Below are 21,076 nucleotides of genomic sequence, written 5' to 3'. Positions count from 1 at the left end.
CATCTGTGCCGCAATCAAAGAGGCCCTGAGCCGGCAGGGGTTCTCGTCGCAGAACAAAAGGAGAGCGAATGACCGAGTCGCACAAAGACAGTGACCGTCGAAAGAAGCTCGGCGGGGCGATAGGTGAGATCGGTACGCAGTTCGATTACTCGGTGTACGCGCTGATGGCACCGACCATCGCGATTCACTTCTTCCCGGCAGGAAACCCAGCGGCTGCGATCCTGGGAACCTTTGCCGTGTATGCACTTTCATTCGTTGCGAGGCCGTTCGGCGGCGCACTCTTCGGGTACGTAGGTGACAAGTTCGGCCGCCTTGCCGTCTTGTCCTGGACCGTCGTGCTGATGGGTGTCGGAACGATGCTCATCGGAATGATTCCCACCTACGAGTCCATCGGCCTGGCCGCGACACTCATTCTGATCTTGTGTCGATTGCTGCAGGGACTGTCGATCGGAGGCGAGACGACAGGCGTCGAGAGCTACATCGTGGAGTCGGCTCCCGCGACGAAACGAGCGTCCTGGATGGGGACGGTGAAGTCGTTCTCGTATTGGCCTGTGGCCGCGGTGGCTGCGATCATCTTCGGCCTTCGGTCGGCGTTGGGAGAAGAAGCATTCGAAGCGTGGGGATGGCGAATCCCCTTCATCCTCGGTGGAGTCGTGGCCGTCGTAGGTTACGTGCTGCGCCGGACGTTGGAGGATCCCGACGAGTTCGTCGAGGCCGCAGCGGAGTACGAGAAGATGAACACTCCGGAGAACGCGGGGACGGTGTCCGGCGCGATGCGGGGAGCCTTCGGCACGCGCAAGTCCATGCTTCTGGTCATCTTGTTGCAGCCGCCGTACGCGATCGGCGCTTATCTGCTCAGCGGCTACATGTACACCTTCGTGGTCAGCCATGGAGGTATACCGGCCACGAGTGCGTTGCTCTCGAACATGGCGGCCATCATGGTTCTCGCGGCACTACTTCCCGTCATGGGAAAGCTGTGCGATCGGCTCGGACGCAAACCGATGTACTACGCCGGAGCGATCTGGCTCTTCGTCGCCGCGTATCCCGCGTTCGCACTTGCCGGGTCAGGAACGGTAGCCGGCGCATTCGTCGGACAGGCACTTCTCTCGATAGGCCTGTCGATGTACGGAGCGGCGATGTTCACCGGAATGGTCGAAATCTTTCCGACGGCGCTTCGGTGCCGTGGCCATGGAATCTCGTACAACCTCTCCGTGGCTCTCTTCGGTGGCACCACGCCGCTCATCGCAGCAGCACTGATCAGCGCTACCGGAAATCCGGTCGCTCCTGCCTTCTACGCGATGGCGGGAATCGGCCTCATCGGACTGGTTGGCGTGTGGCTTGTGCCGGAAACGAAGAACACCGATCTGCGGTTGTCAGTCTACGGTCTGCCCAGTTCCGCGGTGCCGGGGCGTACCGACGAGACCGACGCATCCGATTCGGCGAAGGTCGTACATCGAGCGTGAGTTGCTTCGCTCGATGAGTTCTACAGAGAGAGCCCTCGGGGCGGCGGTACCGGCGAAGGTCAGTATCTCCGCGTCCTCGGCGAGCGTGCTACAGCCGCTGAACTCGTCGATGATCGCGGTGGCGATGGTCGCTATCGTCACGCACTTCGGTTCGCCGGCGGGAGCATCCTGGTTGATCTCCGGGATGTATATCGCCACAGCGGTTTCCGCTCCGATCGGCGGAAAGCTCGGCACGATCTTCGGAGCGCGGAGGATCTATTTGATGGGTCTGGGGATCGTCGGCGTCGCGACGGTCGTAGGGTCCTTCGCGCCCGATATCAACTGGCTCATCGCCGCAAATGTACTGCTCGGAATCGGGATGGCCACCCACTTTCCGAACGCGATGACGATCATTCGCGACTACGCCGATCGTCACCGGAGCGATCCGAAATCGGCGTTGTTGACGCTCGTCCTGTGCAGTCAATCCGTTGCGGCCCTCGGTCCCACTGTGGGCGGACTGCTGGTCGGAACGTTCGGCTGGCAATCGATCCTATGGATCAACCTGCCGGTCATAGCCCTCAGCGGAGCTGCAGTACTTCGCTACGTCGCTCCGGATTCGACAGCACGACAGAGTGATTCGCGACGCAGCCTGGTTCGTTCGCTGGATCTGCTCGGAGTCGGCCTGTTCGTCGTGCTCACATCCACCACCATGATGTTCCTGCTTTCGGCCGGGGGATCGCCGCCGTGGTTCCTGCTCGCTGTTCCGGCGATCGCCCTGGTCCTTTTCGTCGTCCGAGAATGGCATACCGATGAGCCCTTCATCGATGTGCGGGCGCTGGCCCACAATCGTTCGTTGAGCGCCACGTTGGTCCGAACATTGCTCACCTACGTCGCGTTCTATTCGGTGTTCTTCTCGGTTCCCCAGTGGTTGCAATACCAACGTGGCATGAGCGCGACTCAGACCGGCCTCACGATGTTGCCGGTCGCCGCGGTGGGAATCTTGTCGACGTACGTCGCCTCGAAAGTGTTACGGCGGTGCGGTCCTCGAATCACGCTCACGGTCGGGTCAGTCGCGTTGACCGCAGGGGGACTGCTCCTGGCGATCGTGGAACGGACGACGGCACCCATCGTCGTGGTGCTGCTGGTCGCCGCAGTCCTCGGCGTTCCGAGCGGGTTCAACAACCTGAGCAACCAGAACATGGTCAACTCCGCGACTTCCCTCGAGGAAGTCGGAACCGCCATGGGTATGTATCGCACGGTGCAATTCCTGGGAGCGAACCTGGCCGCCGTGGTTCTGCAGTTCACCGCGGGCCCCAGCGTGGGGGACGACGGCATTCGTCACACCGGTTGGGTGGTCGTCGCGATCTCGCTCGTACTTCTCTTCGGTGTTGCGGTCACCAGGAGCCTCACTCGCGGGGAACGCATTCCCCGCGAGTGAGGTGTCATTCTCCGTCGAAGCCGTAGATGGACTTGACCTCGAGGTACTCCTCGAGACCGTACTCGCCCATCGACCTACCGATACCGGACTGCTTGTAGCCGCCCATGGGCGTCACCGAATTGGTGTTCGCGCCGTTGAACGACACCCGTCCCGCACGGATTCCACAGGCGAATTCGTAACCGCGGTCGCGGTTCTCGCTGAAGACGTAGCCGCCGAGGCCGAAGATCGAATCGTTCGCGATGTCGAGTGCCTCCGCTTCGGTTCGGTACGGCATGACGACGAGCACCGGGCCGAAGATTTCTTCCTTGGCAAGGGTCATCTCGCGATCCACGTCCGCGAGAACGGTTGGCTTGCAGAAAAATCCACGATCGAAGCCGTCTGCTCTGCCCAAGCCGCCGGCGACCAGACTTCCGCCCTCGTTCAGGCCTGTCTCGATGTGGTTCTGCACGCTGTTGTATTGCTGGGCGTGCACGAGCGGACCGTGGGTCGTGGCAGGGTCTCGGGGGTCGCCGAGGCGCATCCGACCGATCTCGTCCGTGATGAACGGGATGATGTCCTTCACCTGCGACTCGTGCACGAGAAGCCGGCTCGGTGCGTGGCATGACTGGCCGCTGTTGGAGAAGCCCCGCTGTACGTTCCACCGCGCAGCCTTCTCCAGGTCGCCGTCGGTTAGGACGATGTTCGCCGATTTGCCGCCGAGTTCGAGGCAGACGCGCTTGATGGTGCGAGCCGCCGACTCGCCGACCTTGACGCCGGCGCCGGTCGAACCGGTGAACGAGACCATGTCGACATCGGGGTGGCGCGAAAGGGCATCGCCCACGACGCTTCCTCGACCGACGATCAGGTTGAAAACACCGGGAGGCGTTTCGGCCTCGTGCATGATCTCGGCCAGCGCGACACCGGACGCGGGAGAGGCGTCCGACGGCTTCAGCACCATCGTGCAGCCGGCGGCGATTCCGTAGATCACTTTGATGACCGACGTCTGGATAGGCCAGTTCCACGGTGAGATCAGAGCGCAGACACCGATGGCCTCGCGCCTGACGAGGGTGTCGGCCAACTCGTGCTGGAACGAGTAGCCGCGGATGAGGTCGCGAGCAACCTTCATGTGCCCCGCGGGCCCGGTCACCTGCGCCTTGAAGGAGACCGGAACACCCACCTCCTGGGCGATCAGCTGAGCGAGTTGTGGCTCGCGGCGCTCGTACGCGGCGATGATTCGATCGATCAATGCGATGCGTTCGTCGACGGTGGTCTTGGAGAAGCTCGCGAACGCGCGTTTCGCTTCTGCCACGGCGTGATCGACATCGGCAACCCCACCTCCGGAGGCCACGGTGGCCCACGGTTCCTCGGACGTCGGATCGACCAGAGTGCGGGTGCCGTCACCGCTGGGTGCGATCCATTGACCACCGACGTAGAGCTGTCCGAAATGTTCCACTTCAAGCCTCCGTGCGTGTGCCAAAATCGAAACTGGACGTCAAATGTAAGACCGTAACCTATCCTGTATTTGAACGCCAAGATCGGCGGGCGGCGGCGCGCTTATTGACGTAGGTATAACTGTCTGACATTATACATCATGACCACCCGGACGCCGACCTCACTGATCGGCGGCTTCGGGCACAGAACGACGTAAGGAAGAATCGTGGGTTCACTGACAGGCAAGAACGTCTTGATCACGGGCGCTCTGGGCACCATCGGCCAGGCTCTTGTGGGCCGGTATGTCGAGGAGGGGGCCACCGTCATCGCGTTGGATCGTCCCGACGCACCCGATGCGCAGAAGACGCTCGACGGTATCGGCGAGGGCATCCGCTACTTCGGGTGCGATCTCGCTGACCTGGCCGGCATCGAGACCTCGGTCAAGGCCCTGGCCGACGAGATCGGCGGGGTCGACGTACTGGTCAACAACGCCGCGCTGGTGATCTTCAAGCCGCACGCCGAGTTCACCATCAAGGAGTACGAGGATCAGGTGAGGGTCAACTCCTCGGCTGTATTCGTGTTGTCGCGCGTGTGCTCTGAGCACATGAAGGCCAAGAATTACGGCAAGATCGTCAACATCACGTCCCTCACCCTCACGGGTCGGTGGACCGGCTACGTGCCGTATATCGCGTCCAAGGGTGCAATGTACGGACTCATCAAGGGCATGGCCCGCGAACTGGGTGATTACCTCATCAACGTGAACGGCATCTCGCCGGGTGCCGTCCTCTCGGATGCCGAATACCGCGACCGTGGCGACAAGCAGCAGGAATACCACGACTGGGTGATCGAGAACCAGAGCATGAAACGTCGGATCGCTGCGGTCGACATCGCCAACCTCGCCGTCTTCCTGTCCACACCGCAGGCCGACATGATCACCGGCCAGGACATCGCGGTCGACGGCGGAATGTAACCGCTGCAACACCTTTCATCAATCGACCTTTAGCTGGTCAGAATCAGGAGCGACCGTGGTAAGCATCATCGTTGTCGGAGTGGACGGTGGCGACGCCTCGATGCGAGCGGCCCGCCGAGCGGCCGAGATCGCACACAGCCTAGGAGCGAGACTTCATCTCGTGAACGCCGTCGACAGCGGCGCTGTGAAGGAATTCCCCGACAGGCCCGGATCGTCGCTCGTGACGTCGGGTGAATTCGCGGAGGCGATCGTCGGTGACGCAGCCGTCGCGCTTCGAGTCATTGCCCCGCGTGTGACGACGTCCGTGGTGCAGGGCCGTCCCGCGGTTGCACTGGTCGACGAGGCCACCCGGCTCGACGCCGAATTGATCGTCGTGGGAAATCGACGAACTCAGGGTCTGGCACGGGTCCTCGGCAGTGTCGCCAGTGCCGTTGCCGCGCATGCCCCCTGTGACGTGTACATCGCGAAGACCGTCTGACGCGGCACCGCATTCGAGCAGAACTGGACGTGACCCGCGAGGGCCACGTCCAGTTCTGCATGTGCTCACCCAGCCGCACGGCGGAACGATCACAATCGTTCCGCCGCGACCGGCGTCAGATCTTGTACTCGGCGAGCATCGCGCGCCCGATGATGATCTTCTGGATGTCCGTCGTGCCCTCACCGATTAACATGAAAGCCGCTTCGCGGTAGAGCCTTTCGATCTCGTACTCCTTCGAGTATCCGTAGCCACCGTGAATGCGGAACGAGGCCTGAACGACCTCATTGCAGTATTCGCTGGCCACCATCTTCGCCATTCCTGCTTCGACGTCCATCCGCTCTCCGGCATCTTTCAGTCGAGCCGCACGCACCACCATCGAGTGTGCGGTCTCGACCTTGGTGGCCATCTCGGCGATGCGGAACAAGATCGCCTGGTGTTGGGCGATCGGTTTGCCGAAGGTCTCGCGCTGCTGGGCGTATTTGACGCCCAACTCGAACGCGCGATTGGCGATTCCCACTGCGCGCGCGCCCACATTGACGCGTCCCACCTCGACGCCGTCCATCATCTGATAGAAGCCCTTCCCGGTGTCGCCGCCCAGCACCTGAGTTTCGTCCACCCGATGGTGATCGAGGATCATCTCGGTGGTGTCGATGCCCTTGTAGCCCATCTTGTCGATCTTGCCGGGGATGGTCACGCCCTGTGCGGTCTCGCCGAATCCGGGTTCCTTCTCCACCAGGAACGTCGTCATGTTCCTGTAGACCGAGTCGGAGCCGTCTTCCGTCTTGCACAGCACGGCAACGAGATTCGAAGAGCCGCCGTTGGTCAGCCACATCTTCTGCCCGGTGATCTCGTATCCCTCGGCCGTCCGCTTGGCCTTGGTGGAGATGGCCGCCACGTCCGAACCGAGCCCGGGCTCGGACATCGAGAACGCGCCGCGAACCTCGCCGGTGGCCATCCGCGGCAGGTAGCGCTGCTTCTGTTCCTCGGTGCCGTGCTGAGTCAACATGTACGCCACGATGAAGTGGGTGTTGATGACACCTGACACGCTCATCCAGCCACGGGCAATCTCTTCGACCACCAGTGCATAGGTCAGCAGTGACTCGCCGAGGCCGCCGTACTCCTCCGGGATCATGAGTCCGAAAATTCCCAAGTCCTTGAGTCCCTCGACGATTTCCGTCGGATACTCGTCTGCATGTTCCAACTCGGTTGCGACGGGAATGATCTTCTTCTCGACGAAGCGTCGAACGACATCGAGTATCTCGTCCTGCTCTGCAGTCAGTCCCGTTGTTCGCGCGAGTCGGCTCATGATCTGTATCTCCTCTGTGAATCCATTTGACTAAGGTACTAGATGTCAGACATATTACATGCATGTCTAATTCGGTAGTAGTCGTTACTGGTGCTGGGCGAGGGCTCGGTGAGGCGATAGCGCTGGAGGTTGCGCGTCAGGGCTCCCCGGTTGTCCTCGCCGGAAGATCGATCGAGCCGCTGGAAAGCGTGAAGTCCACCATCGAAGCGCAGGGCGGTCGCGCCCTGGTGCGCGTGACGGATGTGACCGATTCCGACTCCGTGGCGGGACTGTTCGAGGACGCAGAGAGAGTCTTCGGCCGGATCGACGTGCTGGTGAACAACGCGGGTATCGCCAACCGCGTCAATCTTGTCGATCTCGACGAGGCCGAATGGGACCGCATCTTCGACACCAACGTCCGCGGCATGTTCCTGTGCAGTCGTGAGGCCGGACGACGTTTCGCTCTGGCTGGCTCCGGTCGCGCGGTGAACGTAGCTTCGGTGTTCGGGTTGCTTGGCCGGCCTGGATATTCCGCGTACTGCGCGTCCAAAGGTGCCGTCATCAACTTCACCCGGTCCGTCGCTGCGGAATGGGCGCGGTTCGGTGCGCAGATGAATGCCGTTGCGCCTGGCTACTTCGCAACCGATATCAATGCCGAACTCCGCGCCGACGACGCAGCCATGGCCAAGGTCATGCGCCGCATTCCGGCCTACCGCATGGGCACGCCGGACGAACTCGCCAACGTCGTGGCGTACCTGGCGCTCACGGCACCGAATTTTCTGACCGGGCAGACCATCGCGGTTGACGGCGGAGAAGCGAGCGTCTGAACAGTGAAAGGAACAAGCATGACCGATGCAGTGATCTGCGAGCCGATCCGTACGCCGGTGGGCCGCTACGGAGGCATCTTCAAGGACGTCCCGGTGACGTCCCTCGCATCGACGGTGATGAAAGGTCTGGTCGATCGCACTGGTCTGACTGCCAAGGATATCGACGATGTCATCTTCGGCCAGGGCTACCCGAACGGCGAGGCAGCCGCCATCGGCAGGATTGCAGCACTCGACGCCGGTCTCGATGTGTCAGTGCCAGGTCTACAGATAGACCGGCGCTGCGGGTCCGGTCTCCAGGCTGTGCTGTACGCATGCATGCAGGTCGCTACCGGGGGCTCTGATCTGGTGCTGGCCGGCGGTGCCGAGAGTATGAGTCAAGCGGAGTACTACATGCCGAATGCCCGATGGAACTCAGGCGGTCTGCCCGATCTCCGTGATCGGCTCGCGAGCCCGCGTAGCAATTCTGGAGGGCGGCGGTACCCAGTTCGGGGCGGAATGATCGAGACCGCCGAGAACGTTGCAGCGAAGTACTTTGTCACGCGCGAACAGCAGGACGAGTGGGCGTTGCGGTCGCAGCAGCGCGCTGCTGCGGCCATCGACGCCGGGCTGTTCGAGGACGAGATGATCCCTGTAGTCGTTCCGGGTCGGAAAGGTGAGCCACTCACCGTCTCCCAAGACGAGCATCCGCGCCCGGACACCACAATCGAGTCACTCTCGCGGCTGAAACCGATAATGGGAGCGACCCTGCCCGGCGCGTCGGTCACGGCCGGCAACTCCAGCGGTCAGAACGACGCGGCCGCAATAGCGATCGTGACGACGCCAGGGAAGGCCGAGCAGCTCGGGTTGCGTCCGTTGGCGCGGCTCGTGAGCTGGTCCCTGGCCGGCGTTGAGCCCGAGCTGATGGGTATCGGCCCTGTTCCGGCGGCACGTCGGGCCCTCGAGCGGGCGTCGTTGTCCTGGAAAGACATCGATCTAATCGAATTGAACGAGGCTTTTGCTGCTCAAGTGATCGGTTGCTTCCGCGGATGGGAATTGAGCAACGCCGATTTGGACCGCGTCAATGTCAACGGCTCCGGCATCTCGCTCGGCCACCCAATCGGAGCGACGGGAGGTCGTATTCTCGCGAACCTGTTGCGGGAGATGGATCGACGTGAGTCGCGATACGGGATGGAGACCATGTGCATGGGCGGCGGTCAAGGACTGGCTGCGATCTTCGAGCGGGTGGTCTGACGTGGCAAAGATCCTGTATCTGAGCATGTCTCGGGAGAAATACTCACCCAACTACTTTCCGTATCTGCGGACCTATATCGACGGGGTGAAGTCACCGGACGTCGAGTTCGAGCTCCGAGGCACGCGGGTCGGTCGCATCGACAGCTTTCGGTTCTTCGAAGTACTCGACTGGGTGTCGATCCTCGACTCCGTCGTGGCTGCGGAACAGGACGGCTTCGACGCGGTGGCGATCGGCAACATCCTCGATCCGGCGCTTCGCGAGGCACGGTCGATGGTCGATATCCCGGTGCTGGGTCTCGGGGAGACCTCGATGTTGACGGCCTGCATGATGGGCAGTCAGTTCTCGCTCGTAGGAGTCAATCCCTACTTCGGCGGTCGCTTCGAGGAGAACGTCGCCAGATACGGATTGCGCGACCGGCTCGCGAGCATCGAATGCATGGGCCTGACTCCGCACGAACTCGATGCGTGCTTCTCCGATGACAGCAAGCGCCAGAAAGCGATCGACTCCTTCGTCGCGGCGGCGCGAGCGTCCCTCGACAAAGGGGCAGAGGTGGTCATCCCCGCGGGTGGTCGCCTGACCGCGTTCCTCAATGCAGTGGGGATCCGCGACGTCGACGGTGCACCGCTCCTCGACGGAACCGTCTCGCTCGTGACCGCAGTCGAGTCGGCTGTCCGAATACACCGGCAGGCAGGCACTTTCGTCAGTCGCCGCAGGCTGTACGCGCGGGCACCCCAAGCGTCGATCCAGGAATCTGCCGCCGAATACGCCGATGGCTACAACGTGCCTGCCCTGAAGCGATCGATCGACCGTTCCGACCCCGCCACACAACGAACAGAGGAGTGAATTCGATGGACGTGCGTTACCCGTTGAGCAAGCAGGATGTGTTCGTCTCCAATCTGGACCGTCTTCGCGAAACCGCGCCGGACGTTGCCGATGCCTTCCGTGGTCTGCGCGTGGCCGCCGACGCGTACGGCACTCTCGAACCGAAACAGCGGGAGTTCAGTCTGCTGGTGGGCTTTGCTGTCACGCGGAACGAGGGAGGCTTCCGCGTGCATTGCACGCGCGCGAAGGATGCAGGCGCGACGCTGGAGGAGATAGAACAGATCGTCATCCTCCAACTCGGCACGAGCCTCGGCCTCGTACCTGTGGTGGAGGCCCTGTCGTGGGCGCACGACGAACTCGCTGATTAACAGCAATAGTATTGTCAGACAATACGCATCATGATATTTTTGCGTGTGACCGCGACCACGACCGACCAGCGTATTCGAGTTCTACAGGAGAATCGTCGATGACAGAACGTAATGGCACCCGCACCGCGCTGGTGATGGGAGCGGGATCCGGAATCGGACGCGCGAGCGCCATCGAATTGGCGGGCGCGGGAGTTCGCGTCGTCGCGGCGGATCTCAATGCGCAGTCGGTGGCAGCACTCGCCGCCGAAGTGGACGGGATCATCGACCTGGGACAGTCGTGGAACGCGACCGACCCGGAGGCCTGCGACGCACTGGTCGCGGCCGCCGTCGAGGCCGTCGGGCATCTGGATACTGTCGTCTCCACCGTCGGGTGGACGGCGATCACGAAGTTCCTCGACGAGTCTCCGGACTACTGGCGTCGCATCATCGACGTGAACCTGATGTCGGCGATCTACCTGTCGGCGGCCGCGGGTCGCGTGATGAAGGACAGCGGCGGAAGCATCGTGCTGACCTCGTCCGAAGCAGGCACGGTCGGCACCTCCGGCGAAGCCGTCTACTCGGCGGCCAAAGCCGGCATCATCGCGTTGGTCAAGTCGCTCGCTCGTGAGTGGGCCCGCTTCGGGATCCGCGTCAACGCAGTGGCACCGGGTATCACCGCCACCCCCCTGCTCGAGGAGCAAGGTCTGGTATCCGGTGACGGCGCGGACGGTGGGGTGCTGGGCAGCATTCTGAGGGGCGTGCCGATGCGTCGAGCGGGTGAGCCGTCCGAAATCGCCGCTGCGATCGCATATCTCGCGGGCGACGGTGCCAGCTACGTCACCGGGCAGACCCTGTGCGTCGGCGGAGGATTGACGATGGGCTCATGACGCGCCGCCTTGCCATTCCGATCACGAGTTTCTCCAATCCGACACCGAGAGGTCGTTCACCCCATGCGTGACAAAACGGTCCTGATCACCGGCGGTTCCCGCGGAATGGGGCAGCAACTCGCGTTGCGTCTCGCCGGTGAAGGCGCAAACATCGTCGTCAACTACCGCCGCGACACCGAGGCCGCGAGCCAGACCGTCGATGCCATCGAAGCGGCGGGAGGAAAGGCACTCGCTGTGCAGGCGGACGTGTCCGACACTGCCGCCGTCGAGGCCATGATCGGACACGCGGTCGACCGCTTCGGCTCCCTCGACGTCGTCGTGGCCAACGCCGCAGCCAGCGCGTTCAAGCCGCTGATGGACATTCACGGACGTCACATCGAGAAGACCATGGGCATCACGGTGCAGGGCTTCCTCGACCTGGTTCGACTGGCTCTGCCACACATGAACCGTGGCGGTCGCGTCATGGCTGTCAGCGGTTGGGACAGCTTCCGCGTCCTCCCGGGACACGGCCTCCTCGGCGCGGCCAAGGCTGCGATGGAGACGATCGTGAAGTACCTTGCGGTCGAGTTGGCCGCCAACGGGGTGAGCACGATCGGAGTCTGCCCAGGACCGATCGACACCGACTCCTTCCGTTACTACGCAGGCGACGCGTGGGACGATTACGCGAAGCAGTGGCTCGCGCAGACCCCGTCGGGTGCGTACCCGACACCGGCCGAGGTCGCCGAGGTCATGGCGTTCCTGTGCTCTCCCCAGAGCGCTGTCATCAACGGCCAGACCATCGTGGTCGACGGCGGGCTGTCACTGGCGACCATGCCAATCGGCTTCGGCCAAGGTTGATGATGAGTGCGCAGTCACCGGCGGTCGCCCAGACCGTCGTCCAGTTGATGAGTCAGATCCAACGTCGCCCCGGGCACGAGGTGGCTGCGGAAGACATTGCCGGACAGCATCGGTTGACCATCGCCGAACTAGTGCTCTCGTCGAACCGCTTGGCCAACGCCTTTATAGGCCTCGGCCTGACGCCGGGCAGTCGCGTCGCATACGTGGCGCAGAACCACGTCGAGTACGTGGTGCTCGAATTCGCTTTGCTCAAAGCAGGACTCGTCAAAGTTCCCCTCAATCATCGGTTCGCTCCGAACGAGCTCCGTCGGTGCATCGAATTGGCGGACGTTCGTCTTGTCGTGGCCGACGACGCATCGTCTGCCGTACTCGACGAGGTTCTCGACGGCGCCGACATCCTGCGAGTGCACATCGGGCCACGGGACGGATGGCTGATGTTCGCCGGGATCGTCGCAGGCGGCGCACCGACATCCGTACAGGCCGCGACCGGTCCCGACGACCTTTATCACATTCGCTTCAGCTCCGGCTCCACCGGAAAACCCAAGGGGATAGCCATCTCTCATCGAGGTGCTCGTGCGGCGATCCTCGGGAACACCTGGGTGATGAGCAGCAGTGGACCGGTCGACAGGCCGCGAACGCTGCAAGTTGCGCCGCTGGTGTACGCCGGTGGCTGGAGCGTTCTGCCCACCCTGCTCTGCGGCGGCACCAACGTGTTCATGGACCGCTTCGATGCGGAGCAGATGCTCGATGTGATCGTCGGGCGAGGGATCACCTGGATGTTCGCGGTCCCGACGATGCTGCGACGCATGAGCACGCTCGCAGGACTGGCCGCACTGCGAGGGTCGTCGCTCAGTTGCCTCATGCTCGCTGGTGAGCCGGCGGCTCTGCCCGCGCTCGAGGTGGTGGGGGAACACACCGACGCGTTGATTCAGTGCTGGGGCCAGACGGAAGCGCCCGCATCGACGACGCTGCTGTCGCGGACCGACATGAAGCAGCGCGAACTCTGGGCGTCGATCGGGCGGCCGGTTCCCGGTGTGGAGTTCTCCGTCTACACCGACGGCGTGGTCCTCGACAGTCCTGAACCGGGTGTCGACGGCGAACTGGTGATCAGGACACCGAGCGTCGCGAGCACACTGCTCGGCTCCGAGGACGAGCACGCCGAACGGTTGCTTCCCGACGGGTGGTGGCGCACTTCCGATCTCGGTCACCTCGACGAGTCGGGGCGCATCTACATCGTCGGTCGCGCGAGCGAAACGATCATCACCGGTGGTACGAACATTCAACCGGTGGAGATCGAGCGGGCTTTCGAGAAGCACGCAGCCGTCCGCGAAGCCGTGGTGGTCGGTGTTCCCGACGCGAAGTGGGGGGAGACTCCGGCGGCATACGTGCACCTGTCCGAGCCCTGGGAGTCCGTCGGCGCCGACCTCGACGCGTGGCTGAAGAACAACCTCGCCGGATTCAAGCGGCCTGGTCACATATTCGTGTCACCGGATCCCATTCCACGCGCCTCGGGAGAGTCGAAGATCGCGCGAGGCGACATCAAGAAGATCGTGCAGTCGTGGGTTGCGGACCCGAGCGGTGTGCCGGCCAACGTGACCAGAGTGGAGAAATGACGTGACGGACATCGTCGTATCGGTGGCAGAAGAAATCGGAACTGTCCGACTGAACCGGCCGGACAGAGGAAATTCGGTGACCCCGGACGTCGTGCGACGCATGGGCGAAGCGGTGGCAGAACTCGCGGAGTCCGACTCGGTGTCTGCGGTGGTGCTCACTGGTACCGGCAAGGTCTTCTGCGCTGGCGCTGACGTTCGAGAGATGTACGACGTCTACAACGCCGACGGTCCGGATGGGTTGATGGAGTACCTCGCCGCAACCTGGATGCCTGCCGTGCAGCACACCGTTCGATTGCTTTGGGGTGCAGCGGTTCCGGTAGTCGCTGCATACAACGGGGCCGCAACTGCAGGAGGTCTGGACTTCGGGCTCGCCTGTGACGTGCGGCTTGCGTCGTCGAGGGCGCGATTTGCCGAGAGCTACGTCAATCTCGGTATGGTTCCGGTAGCGGGCGGTGCGTACCTCCTACCGTCTCTCATCGGTCCGGCCGCCGCGCTGCGCATGCTTGCGACGGGCGAGTTCATCACTGCCGACCGGGCTCTCGCACTGGGCATGGTCAGTGAGGTATGCGAACCCGACGCTCTGTCCGACCGAGCCATCGAGGTGGCCCGAGAGATGACGAAAGGGCCGTCGGCTACGTACGCGAGTGTCAAGAAGATCGTTCGTACGAGGTCCACGGTCGAGCTCGACACGGCCCTTCGCGCAAGCCTGGCGGCAAATATCTCGCTGATCGCCCGCCCCGATGTCCGGGCCGGAATTCTGGCGGTCATGGAGCGTTACACGGCCTGATCATCCGCCCGAGTGATGTATCGGTGGCGGCAGCTCGAGGACATGTGATGTGGCCAGTCGGTACTGCAAATACCCAAGTCCAAGACGAATTCCGCCGTAACCGGACATCGGATCGAAGGACATGATGTCCTGCACGCAATCGACCCGAGACTGCATGGTGCTGTGATGGACCCCGGCAAGGCGGGCAGCCTGACGGATCGACGGCGCGTCGAGGAGAGCGTCGACCGCGCCCACGGGTGGTTCATCACGTCCGCGATCGCGCGCACGTCGGGTCCCGCTCGGCGTTCGGAGGAATCGGCGAGCAACTCCACGATCCCGGTGTATCGATCCGCGTCGACGAACGGTTCTTTGTCCCCGTCACACAGTTGGAGAGCGACCATCGCCGTGCGTAGCGAGAAGTCCAGATCGTCGATCCCCACCGCGATTCCAGCACCCGAAGGGCGAACGTCGAGGCGGTCGGCGTGCGCGTCGACGACCACGATGTGGATCGCGCCGTACGCGGTGTTGACCACGTCGCCGGCCCCGGACGGATGGGATTGCCACACCGCGAACAGCGGCGCAGCCACGATGCGGTAGGACTGTCCTGTTCTCAGGCCAAGTCGTTCTGCTGCTGCTCGACGCTCCATTGGGTCTCGCGGCGCGTCCAGGGCGGTCCCCAGGTCTCGACGGGGTTCGAGGTCGCGGCGCTCCATGCCCAGCCTGACACCGATGGACAGAGCCAAACGCTCGACGATGATGGCGTCGTTCGGGTGGGGCGCGCCCTGCCGTTCCAGCCACACCTCGGCGTTACCGGGAAGCTCGTAGGAAAGCACCGTGCCGGGTCCCGGACCGTCGAGCTCTTCACCGCCGGGTGTCATGCGCATCGTTCGTGCAGGGTCGTCCACCTGCAGCCCTGCGGGGCATCCTGCGAGCGACGCTGCGGTGCTGAGCAGCGCACGACTGTTGACGTTTCCTCTGATGAGCTCGTCGAAACAGGCGATCACACGAATTCCGAGGCTCGCGTCGGGGTCGAGTGCCGAGATCTTGCCGAGTAGCTCCTGCATTCGGCCCCTTCCGCCGCTCTCTATCGTGTTCTACCCATTGTCAGCCATGGAGAGCGCTGTAGGTGGCCTTCTCGAAATCGAGATACCCGCCGACGGATCCCGCATCGGCGAACGGGAAGATTTGGGTGGCCCAGTACCCGCCGATTCCGTTGCGCCGATCGATCCAGTAGTACAGGTTCGCAAGTCCCGCCCAGGCGTTGCTTCCGGCTGGTCGGCCCGTGGGTGCGTCTTCGTCGTTGATCATGAACGTGTAGCTCCAGGACTTGGGCATGCCGGGGAAGAATTCGGCATTGTTGCTGAGCGACGGGATAACCCCGGGAAGCATCTTGACTTTCAGATCACCGAGGTGATTCTGCAGTGCGAAATCAACCGTCTCGGGCCGCAGGATCTGCTCGCCCGAGGCGGACGCCCCGTCGTTCAGCCACATCCTGATGAACGAAAGATAGTCACCGACAGTCGAATACAGGCCATGTCCACCCATATCCACCTCGGGGTCGGGGAGCGCAAAGTCCGTGGGGGTCAGTGCACCGTCGGCTTCCCGCTGGTGCATGGTCGCCACGCGATCGCGGGTGCGGTCCGACAGGGTGAACGCGGTGTCGTTCATGCCGAGCGGCGCCAGGATGCGTTCCTGCATCACCTGGCCGAGCCTCTTGCCGGTGATCCCCTCGATCACTTGCCCCGCCCAGTCGATGTTGCTGCCGTACTCCCACTGCTCGCCGGGATCGAACAGCAACGGAGTCTGCAGGGCCTTACGGCTCGAGGTGACGATGCTGGGCTGGCCGTGCTCGACCGCGAGGCGGTTGTATTTCTCGTTGAAGAAGTCGTACCCGAACCCGGCGGTGTGCAGGAGCAGATGCTTCGTCGTGATGTCACGCTTGGGTGCACGGAGTACGGGTCGGCCCTCGTCGTCGAACCCGTCCAACACTTGCACCTCGCCCAGTGCCGGCGCATATTCCTTTGCGGGCGCGTCGAAGTCGAGCAGTCCCTGCTCTCGCAGCTGCAACGCGGCAACTCCGGTCAACGCCTTCGTGGTCGAGAAGATCGCGAAGACACTGTCGGTGGTCATCTCGCTCTTCGCACCGACGTCTCGGTACCCGGAAGCCTTCAGATACAACGTCTCGTTCCTGTCGGTGACGCCGGCGACGACGCCCGGTACCGATGCGGGAGCGTTGTTCAGAACAGGGTCGATTGCGGATTCGAAGGTCGAGCGGTCGACCTGTGATGCGGTCATGCTGATTCTCCTTTTCTCGGGGATGAGCGAAAAATCAATCGGCGAGGCGGTTCTCGACCCACGCGTTGCGGGTGCGGATCATGCCCTGGGCGAGAGTCGTGTGCGGAGCGAAGATGTCGAAGGCGTGGAACCCGCCGTTCCACACATGCAGCTCTGCGTCGGTTCCTGCGTGCCAAAGGGAGGTCGCATAGTCGACGGCCTCGTCCCGGAAGATCTCGGCCGATCCGACGTCGATGTACGCAGGTGGAAGGCCGGCGAGGTCCGTTGCGCGGGCCGGGGCGATGTAGGGCGAGACGTCGTCTGTCCGGTACTGCTCGCCGAGCACCGCGCGCCATCCGGTCTCGTTGCTCACTCGGTCCCAGACGCCCACGGCATCGAATTGCTTTGTCGATACGGCAGTTCCGCGGTCGTCGAGCATGGGGTAGATCAGCAACTGACCGCACAGGCGTGGTCCGCCGCGGTCGCGCGCAGCAAGAGCGAGTCCAGCCGCGAGGCCGCCGCCGGCGCTGGCTCCGGCAACCATGATGCGCGAGGTGTCCACCCCAAGGGGCGATGCGTTGTCTACGATCCACCGCAGTGTCGAGAACAGGTCTTCGCGTGCGTACGGGTCCGGAAACTCCGGTGCCAACCGGTATTCCGGCGACACGAGGACTGCACCGAGGCGTTCGACCCAGTCGAGGTTCAGTGCCAGCGCGTTGAATCTGTCGCCGAACATGAGCCCTCCCGAATGGGCGTATAGGATCACCGGCCGCGGGCCGCCGTGGCGGGGGGAGCGAAATACCGATACGACGATCTCGTCGCCGAGGTGGCCGCGGACCACGTGCTCGAGGTGGTCCACGAGGTGCCCCTGCAGGATGTCGGGGAGGGGCGGCGACGCGTACGACCGCCGCATGAAGGCGATGAGGTCAGGAGTGATCGTCGGCGGGAAGACTCCACCCACGATGGCGAGCCCAGCCCGGAGTTCGGCGTCGATCTCGGGTCGGGGAAGCCGCGACGCTCCGCTCGACTGTGTCATGGATCATAGTATCGTCTGGAAATCGCCTCCCGTGAACCGCCGGGGCGACGCAAACCTCGCAATCGAGACCGCCGAATGTCGGGTTCCCGTCAATCGCGTAGTAGGCGGTTGGCTCGGTACCGGGTGTCGTGGTAGCTCGACCACAGCGCGTCGAGCAGTTCCAGTACTGCGGCCCGCGACCAGTCGCGCGTCCATTCGAACGGGCCGGCAGGGTAGTTCGTGCCGAGCATCATGGCGACATCGATGTCGTCGGGGGTAGCCACTCCGTGCATGGTGGTCTCCCACGCTTCGTTCGCCACGACTGCCAAAGTTCGAGCCAGCACGAGTCCCGGCACATCGGACACGGGGTGGGCGGCGATGCCTGCACGTTCGAGCATCGCCGCAACGGTCGAGAGCACCTCGGGGTGCGAGGATGCGATCGCGATACCGGTGGCGGACGCCACCGAGATGCAGCGGTCGAGCACGACGACGGGTACGCCGCCTCGCTCGGCCGACTCGGAACGCGCGGTTCGGCCACGCGTGATCACGACTACGGTTCCGTCGAGTACCAGTTCGCCCCGCGCGCTCAGTGCCGTTTCCTCGCGTGTGACCGCGACGCGCGCTCGCTCCACCAGAGTGTCGAGTTCGGGGCTGTCGCCTCGTCGAATCGACTCACCGGGCAGTGCCCCGGCCACCACCTGCGCGGGGGCGTCCGCGGTGGCACCGTCGGCATAGGAGTAGAAGCCGTGGCCACGCTTGCGTCCGTAGCGGCCCGCCGCAACGAGCTCGTCCTGGATGCGCGACGGTTCGAAGCGGGGGTCGAAATTGAAGGCCGTCCACACGGTCCTCGTCACGGCGGCATTGACGTCGTTGCCGATGAGATCCATGAGCTCGAACGGGCCCATCCTGAATTGGCCAGCGCCGCGGATGATCGCGTCGAGTGTGGCGGGAGAGGCCACGGATTCCTGCAGAAGCCGAAGAGGTTCGCCGTAGAAGCCGCGCGCGACCCGGTTGACGATGAAGCCAGGTGCGTTGGTGACCCGCGCGACCGTCTTGCCCCACGCAACCGCCAGCGTGTCGATGTCGTCCGCAACCTGCTGGTCGGTCTGCAGCCCGGTGACGACCTCGACCAGCTTCATCACCGGCACCGGATTGAAGAAGTGCATGCCGACGACTCGGCTGGGGAGTGGGGAGCGGGCGGCGATTTCGGAGACGGACAGCGACGAGGTGTTCGTCGCGAGGATGCACTGAGGGCCGAAGTGGTCGGCAGCCGCGGTGAAGACCGCGGCCTTGACGTCGAGCGACTCGAGGACGGCCTCGATGACCACCGTGTTCGGATGCTGGGGAGCGAGGTCCATCGACGTGCAGGTGTTCAGCAGACTGTCCAGGGAAGCCGCGATGGCAGGCTGCCGCTTCGCCAACCGGGTCCCGATGTCGTCGGTCGCGGCCTTCAGCTGTGCTTCCTGCGGATCCACAAGTGTTACCGAGTGGCCCGCGGAGAGCGCGGTCTGCGCGATCCCACGCCCCATCGTTCCTGCGCCCACAACGCAGATCGGGGTGGATGCTGTGGTCATGTGTGTCTCCCGGAAGTTGTTGGCGGGGCCGCGCGCCGGACAAATCTTGTTGCTTCTATCTGTATGACAATGTACGTTGCTGTAAAGAAAGTATCAGACTAAATGTCTTACAAAGCGATATTCTGGACCGGAACAGAAAGTGGTACCGCTATGACCTACGAAGACATTGTCGTCTCCGTCGACGAGGGGGTGGCAACCATTGCGATCAACCGCCCCGAGAACGCGAACAAGCTGCGTTTCACCACCGCACGCGAGTTGCTCGACGCGTTCCGCATGGTGCGAGAGACGCCCACCATCGATGCGGCAGTGCTGACCGGGACCGGCGACAAGTTCTTCTGCATCGGCGGTGAGCACGAAGAGCTCAGCTCACTCGACTACTCGAGCGTGATGCCGGTGATCGACCTGTACGAGTTCATCGACACGATGCCCAAGCCCGTGATAGCGGCTGTCAACGGCTTCGCCGTCGGTGGCGGCAACGTCCTTCAGGTCGTCTGCGATCTGACCGTCGCTGCGCCGCATTCGATCTTTCGTCAGGTCGGGCCGATGGTCGGAAGCTTCGACGCCGGATACGGCACGTGGTACCTGGAACAAACGATCGGGCGTCGGCGCGCAAAGGAAATGTGGTACCTGAACCGCAAGTACTCCGCTGAGCAGGCGCTGGACATGGGTTTGATCAACGACATCGCCGACGATCCGGTCGCACATGCACACGAGCTGGCGCAGACGCTTCGCCGTCGTGGCCCCTTCGCGTTGAGCGCACTCAAGGCTGCATTCTCCGGACGGCACACCGGTGTGGTCGGGCAGGCACGCATGGCTCACGACCTCCTGCTCACTGCATATCGCAGCACTCAGGAGGCCACCGAGATGTCGGAGTCCTTCGAAGAGCGCCGTGAGCCCGACCGATCGAAGTTCAACCGATGACCGCCCTGAGCCCCGAGTTGGAGGCGTTCATGACGACCGCGACGAAGGTTGCGTCGTCCGTGGCTGACTCGTCCGACTCGGTGAGCGCCTCACGCGGAGCGTTGGACAGCACCGGACTCCTCGATCTCGCGCGCGATGTCGCGGACGAGGCGGACGGCGTGCACTGGCTTGCTCATACCGTCCGCGTGGTCGCGCAGACATCTCCGTCACTCGCCTTCGTGCTCGCCGGCCGATACGCCGCCGACCACGTCGGCCGCGACGCAGGACCGGACGGCTCGTCGTTCGGACTGGCCTTTGCCGGCTCCGCGACCGTCGTGTCGGCAGCACTCGAACCGCAGCGAGCAGTGGTGTGGGACGCAGAGTCCGGATCGGTGTTCGCAGCGCCTTTCGATTCGGTCGGAACAATTGGCAGCGAGCGATCCGGTCTGGCGCAGGCAGATTTGGTCTCGGTGACCTTTCCCTCCGGCTCTGTCGTCGCCGACGCCGACGCCTCCGAGCTCGTCTCGCGGTGGGACCTGTTCACCGGGGCCGCGCTGGTCGGAACGGCACGCCGAGCCGTGCTCGAGTCGCAGGCCTATGTCATGGGTCGTCACCAGTTCGGCGTCCCCATCGGGTCTTTCGTCGGCCTGCGTGCCCTGGTCGCCGACATGGATCTTCGAGTCAGGGAGACCGAAGCACTGCTGGTGCTGGCCCTCGACGGCGCCGCTTCGTCACCTGTGTCGGCCGTCGCCGGCCGCGCCGCTGTCGCAGTATGCATCGATGCCGTTCAGGCGCACGGTGGGTACGGGTACATCGACGAGTACCCCATCGCCGGATTGTTGCGCGATGCCATCGGTATCGCGTCGAGGGCAGGTGGGCGACGCTTCCACATCGCACGAGTCGCCCAACTCGGCTTGGGCCCTCGAGCAGCCGTGCTGCCATGACTGCTGCCTCCTGTGA

At 63.5% G+C, this 21,076-nt stretch carries 20 protein-coding genes; 14 read left to right on the top strand and 6 right to left on the bottom strand.

What is annotated here, in order from left to right; genetic code table 11:
* The first annotated feature begins 68 nt into the window (after nt 1–68).
* Together CH302_RS29330 and CH302_RS29325 are read left to right on the top strand one after the other, a co-directional pair.
* Complete coding sequence (locus tag CH302_RS29330; RefSeq protein ID WP_037189067.1) at nt 69–1,463, top strand: MFS transporter; 1,395 nt, start codon at nt 69–71, stop codon at nt 1,461–1,463.
* A gap of 13 nt (nt 1,464–1,476) precedes the next feature.
* Complete coding sequence (locus tag CH302_RS29325) at nt 1,477–2,880, top strand: MFS transporter (protein ID WP_037189068.1); 1,404 nt, start codon at nt 1,477–1,479, stop codon at nt 2,878–2,880.
* Between the two features lie 4 nt (nt 2,881–2,884).
* Here CH302_RS29325 and CH302_RS29320 read toward each other — a convergent pair whose 3' ends face one another.
* Nucleotides 2,885–4,312 (bottom strand): aldehyde dehydrogenase family protein, encoded by a 1,428-nt coding sequence (locus CH302_RS29320; protein ID WP_037189069.1) that lies wholly within the window; start codon nt 4,310–4,312, stop codon nt 2,885–2,887.
* A gap of 204 nt (nt 4,313–4,516) precedes the next feature.
* On the opposite strand from CH302_RS29320, the gene CH302_RS29315 reads away from it, so the two are divergent.
* Both CH302_RS29315 and CH302_RS29310 read left to right on the top strand, forming a co-directional pair.
* The gene (locus CH302_RS29315) at nt 4,517–5,260 is read left to right on the top strand and encodes an SDR family oxidoreductase (RefSeq protein ID WP_037189070.1); all 744 of its coding nucleotides are present in this window, start codon (nt 4,517–4,519) and stop codon (nt 5,258–5,260) included.
* 55 nt (nt 5,261–5,315) lie between these two features.
* A complete protein-coding gene (locus CH302_RS29310; protein ID WP_037189071.1) occupies nt 5,316–5,738 on the top strand; it encodes a universal stress protein in 423 nt (140 codons plus the stop codon).
* Nucleotides 5,739–5,853: 115 nt separating this feature from the next.
* On the opposite strand, the gene CH302_RS29305 is transcribed toward CH302_RS29310, so the two are convergent.
* A complete protein-coding gene (locus CH302_RS29305; RefSeq protein WP_037189072.1) occupies nt 5,854–7,044 on the bottom strand; it encodes an acyl-CoA dehydrogenase family protein in 1,191 nt (396 codons plus the stop codon).
* Between the two features lie 62 nt (nt 7,045–7,106).
* Here CH302_RS29305 and CH302_RS29300 point away from each other — a divergent pair, with 62 nt between their 5' ends.
* From CH302_RS29300 to CH302_RS29265, 8 genes are all read left to right on the top strand, one after another.
* Nucleotides 7,107–7,850 (top strand): SDR family NAD(P)-dependent oxidoreductase, encoded by a 744-nt coding sequence (locus CH302_RS29300; RefSeq protein WP_037189073.1) that lies wholly within the window; start codon nt 7,107–7,109, stop codon nt 7,848–7,850.
* An 18-nt stretch (nt 7,851–7,868) separates the two neighbouring features.
* Entirely contained in the window at nt 7,869–9,080 is a 1,212-nt protein-coding gene (locus tag CH302_RS29295) for an acetyl-CoA C-acetyltransferase (RefSeq protein ID WP_037189074.1), read from the top strand.
* 1 nt (nt 9,081) lies between these two features.
* On the top strand, nt 9,082–9,924 hold the full coding sequence (locus CH302_RS29290) for an aspartate/glutamate racemase family protein (protein ID WP_230596190.1): 843 nt from the start codon (nt 9,082–9,084) through the stop codon (nt 9,922–9,924).
* Nucleotides 9,925–9,929: 5 nt separating this feature from the next.
* Nucleotides 9,930–10,271, top strand: coding sequence for a carboxymuconolactone decarboxylase family protein (locus CH302_RS29285; RefSeq protein ID WP_037189158.1), 342 nt, complete (start codon nt 9,930–9,932; stop codon nt 10,269–10,271).
* A gap of 98 nt (nt 10,272–10,369) precedes the next feature.
* Complete coding sequence (locus CH302_RS29280; protein ID WP_037189075.1) at nt 10,370–11,137, top strand: SDR family NAD(P)-dependent oxidoreductase; 768 nt, start codon at nt 10,370–10,372, stop codon at nt 11,135–11,137.
* 63 nt (nt 11,138–11,200) lie between these two features.
* On the top strand, nt 11,201–11,974 hold the full coding sequence (locus CH302_RS29275) for an SDR family oxidoreductase (RefSeq protein ID WP_037189076.1): 774 nt from the start codon (nt 11,201–11,203) through the stop codon (nt 11,972–11,974).
* Nucleotides 11,975–11,976: 2 nt separating this feature from the next.
* Entirely contained in the window at nt 11,977–13,587 is a 1,611-nt protein-coding gene (locus CH302_RS29270; protein ID WP_230596191.1) for a class I adenylate-forming enzyme family protein, read from the top strand.
* A 1-nt stretch (nt 13,588) separates the two neighbouring features.
* The gene (locus CH302_RS29265) at nt 13,589–14,374 is read left to right on the top strand and encodes an enoyl-CoA hydratase/isomerase family protein (RefSeq protein WP_037189078.1); all 786 of its coding nucleotides are present in this window, start codon (nt 13,589–13,591) and stop codon (nt 14,372–14,374) included.
* Here CH302_RS29265 and CH302_RS29260 read toward each other — a convergent pair.
* The 4 genes from CH302_RS29260 to CH302_RS29245 all read right to left on the bottom strand — a co-directional run bounded on the left by CH302_RS29260 (nt 14,362) and on the right by CH302_RS29245 (nt 19,216).
* A complete protein-coding gene (locus tag CH302_RS29260; protein WP_052047449.1) occupies nt 14,362–15,417 on the bottom strand; it encodes a hypothetical protein in 1,056 nt (351 codons plus the stop codon). The genes CH302_RS29265 and CH302_RS29260 overlap by 13 nt on opposite strands.
* Before the next feature lie 40 nt (nt 15,418–15,457).
* Nucleotides 15,458–16,648: a serine hydrolase domain-containing protein gene (locus tag CH302_RS29255; RefSeq protein WP_037189079.1), complete on the bottom strand. Its 1,191-nt coding sequence runs from the start codon at nt 16,646–16,648 to the stop codon at nt 15,458–15,460.
* Nucleotides 16,649–16,682: 34 nt separating this feature from the next.
* Nucleotides 16,683–17,663, bottom strand: a complete 981-nt coding sequence (locus tag CH302_RS29250) for an alpha/beta hydrolase (RefSeq protein WP_082323554.1) — start codon at nt 17,661–17,663, stop codon at nt 16,683–16,685.
* 89 nt (nt 17,664–17,752) lie between these two features.
* Entirely contained in the window at nt 17,753–19,216 is a 1,464-nt protein-coding gene (locus CH302_RS29245; RefSeq protein WP_037189081.1) for a 3-hydroxyacyl-CoA dehydrogenase NAD-binding domain-containing protein, read from the bottom strand.
* A 150-nt stretch (nt 19,217–19,366) separates the two neighbouring features.
* Between CH302_RS29245 and CH302_RS29240 the strand changes: the two genes are divergently transcribed.
* Together CH302_RS29240 and CH302_RS29235 are read left to right on the top strand one after the other, a co-directional pair.
* The gene (locus tag CH302_RS29240; RefSeq protein ID WP_037189083.1) at nt 19,367–20,137 is read left to right on the top strand and encodes an enoyl-CoA hydratase-related protein; all 771 of its coding nucleotides are present in this window, start codon (nt 19,367–19,369) and stop codon (nt 20,135–20,137) included.
* The gene (locus tag CH302_RS29235) at nt 20,134–21,060 is read left to right on the top strand and encodes an acyl-CoA dehydrogenase family protein (RefSeq protein WP_037189084.1); all 927 of its coding nucleotides are present in this window, start codon (nt 20,134–20,136) and stop codon (nt 21,058–21,060) included. Before CH302_RS29240 ends, CH302_RS29235 begins: the two co-directional genes overlap by 4 nt.
* Nucleotides 21,061–21,076 lie beyond the last annotated feature (16 nt).

It is taken from the genome of Rhodococcus sp. 15-2388-1-1a (genome assembly GCF_002259145.1).
GTDB lineage: Bacteria > Actinomycetota > Actinomycetes > Mycobacteriales > Mycobacteriaceae > Rhodococcoides.
The sequence above is the reverse complement of the archived record's forward strand: the minus strand, read 5'-3'. Positions and strand labels throughout refer to the sequence as shown.

Bases quoted from the DNA above. Each gene is read 5' to 3' on its own strand.
- CH302_RS29260 (WP_052047449.1), bottom strand. From the start codon at position 15,417: ATGCAGGAGCTACTCGGCAAGATCTCGGCACTCGACCCCGACGCGAGC.
- CH302_RS29240 (WP_037189083.1), top strand. From the start codon at position 19,367: ATGACCTACGAAGACATTGTCGTCTCCGTCGACGAGGGGGTGGCAACC.
- CH302_RS29280 (WP_037189075.1), top strand. From the start codon at position 10,370: ATGACAGAACGTAATGGCACCCGCACCGCGCTGGTGATGGGAGCGGGA.
- CH302_RS29235 (WP_037189084.1), top strand. From the start codon at position 20,134: ATGACCGCCCTGAGCCCCGAGTTGGAGGCGTTCATGACGACCGCGACG.
- CH302_RS29295 (WP_037189074.1), top strand. From the start codon at position 7,869: ATGACCGATGCAGTGATCTGCGAGCCGATCCGTACGCCGGTGGGCCGC.
- CH302_RS29330 (WP_037189067.1), top strand. From the start codon at position 69: ATGACCGAGTCGCACAAAGACAGTGACCGTCGAAAGAAGCTCGGCGGG.
- CH302_RS29275 (WP_037189076.1), top strand. From the start codon at position 11,201: ATGCGTGACAAAACGGTCCTGATCACCGGCGGTTCCCGCGGAATGGGG.
- CH302_RS29255 (WP_037189079.1), bottom strand. From the start codon at position 16,648: ATGACCGCATCACAGGTCGACCGCTCGACCTTCGAATCCGCAATCGAC.
- CH302_RS29245 (WP_037189081.1), bottom strand. From the start codon at position 19,216: ATGACCACAGCATCCACCCCGATCTGCGTTGTGGGCGCAGGAACGATG.
- CH302_RS29300 (WP_037189073.1), top strand. From the start codon at position 7,107: ATGTCTAATTCGGTAGTAGTCGTTACTGGTGCTGGGCGAGGGCTCGGT.
- CH302_RS29270 (WP_230596191.1), top strand. From the start codon at position 11,977: ATGAGTGCGCAGTCACCGGCGGTCGCCCAGACCGTCGTCCAGTTGATG.
- CH302_RS29285 (WP_037189158.1), top strand. From the start codon at position 9,930: ATGGACGTGCGTTACCCGTTGAGCAAGCAGGATGTGTTCGTCTCCAAT.
- CH302_RS29250 (WP_082323554.1), bottom strand. From the start codon at position 17,663: ATGACACAGTCGAGCGGAGCGTCGCGGCTTCCCCGACCCGAGATCGAC.
- CH302_RS29325 (WP_037189068.1), top strand. From the start codon at position 1,477: ATGAGTTCTACAGAGAGAGCCCTCGGGGCGGCGGTACCGGCGAAGGTC.
- CH302_RS29305 (WP_037189072.1), bottom strand. From the start codon at position 7,044: ATGAGCCGACTCGCGCGAACAACGGGACTGACTGCAGAGCAGGACGAG.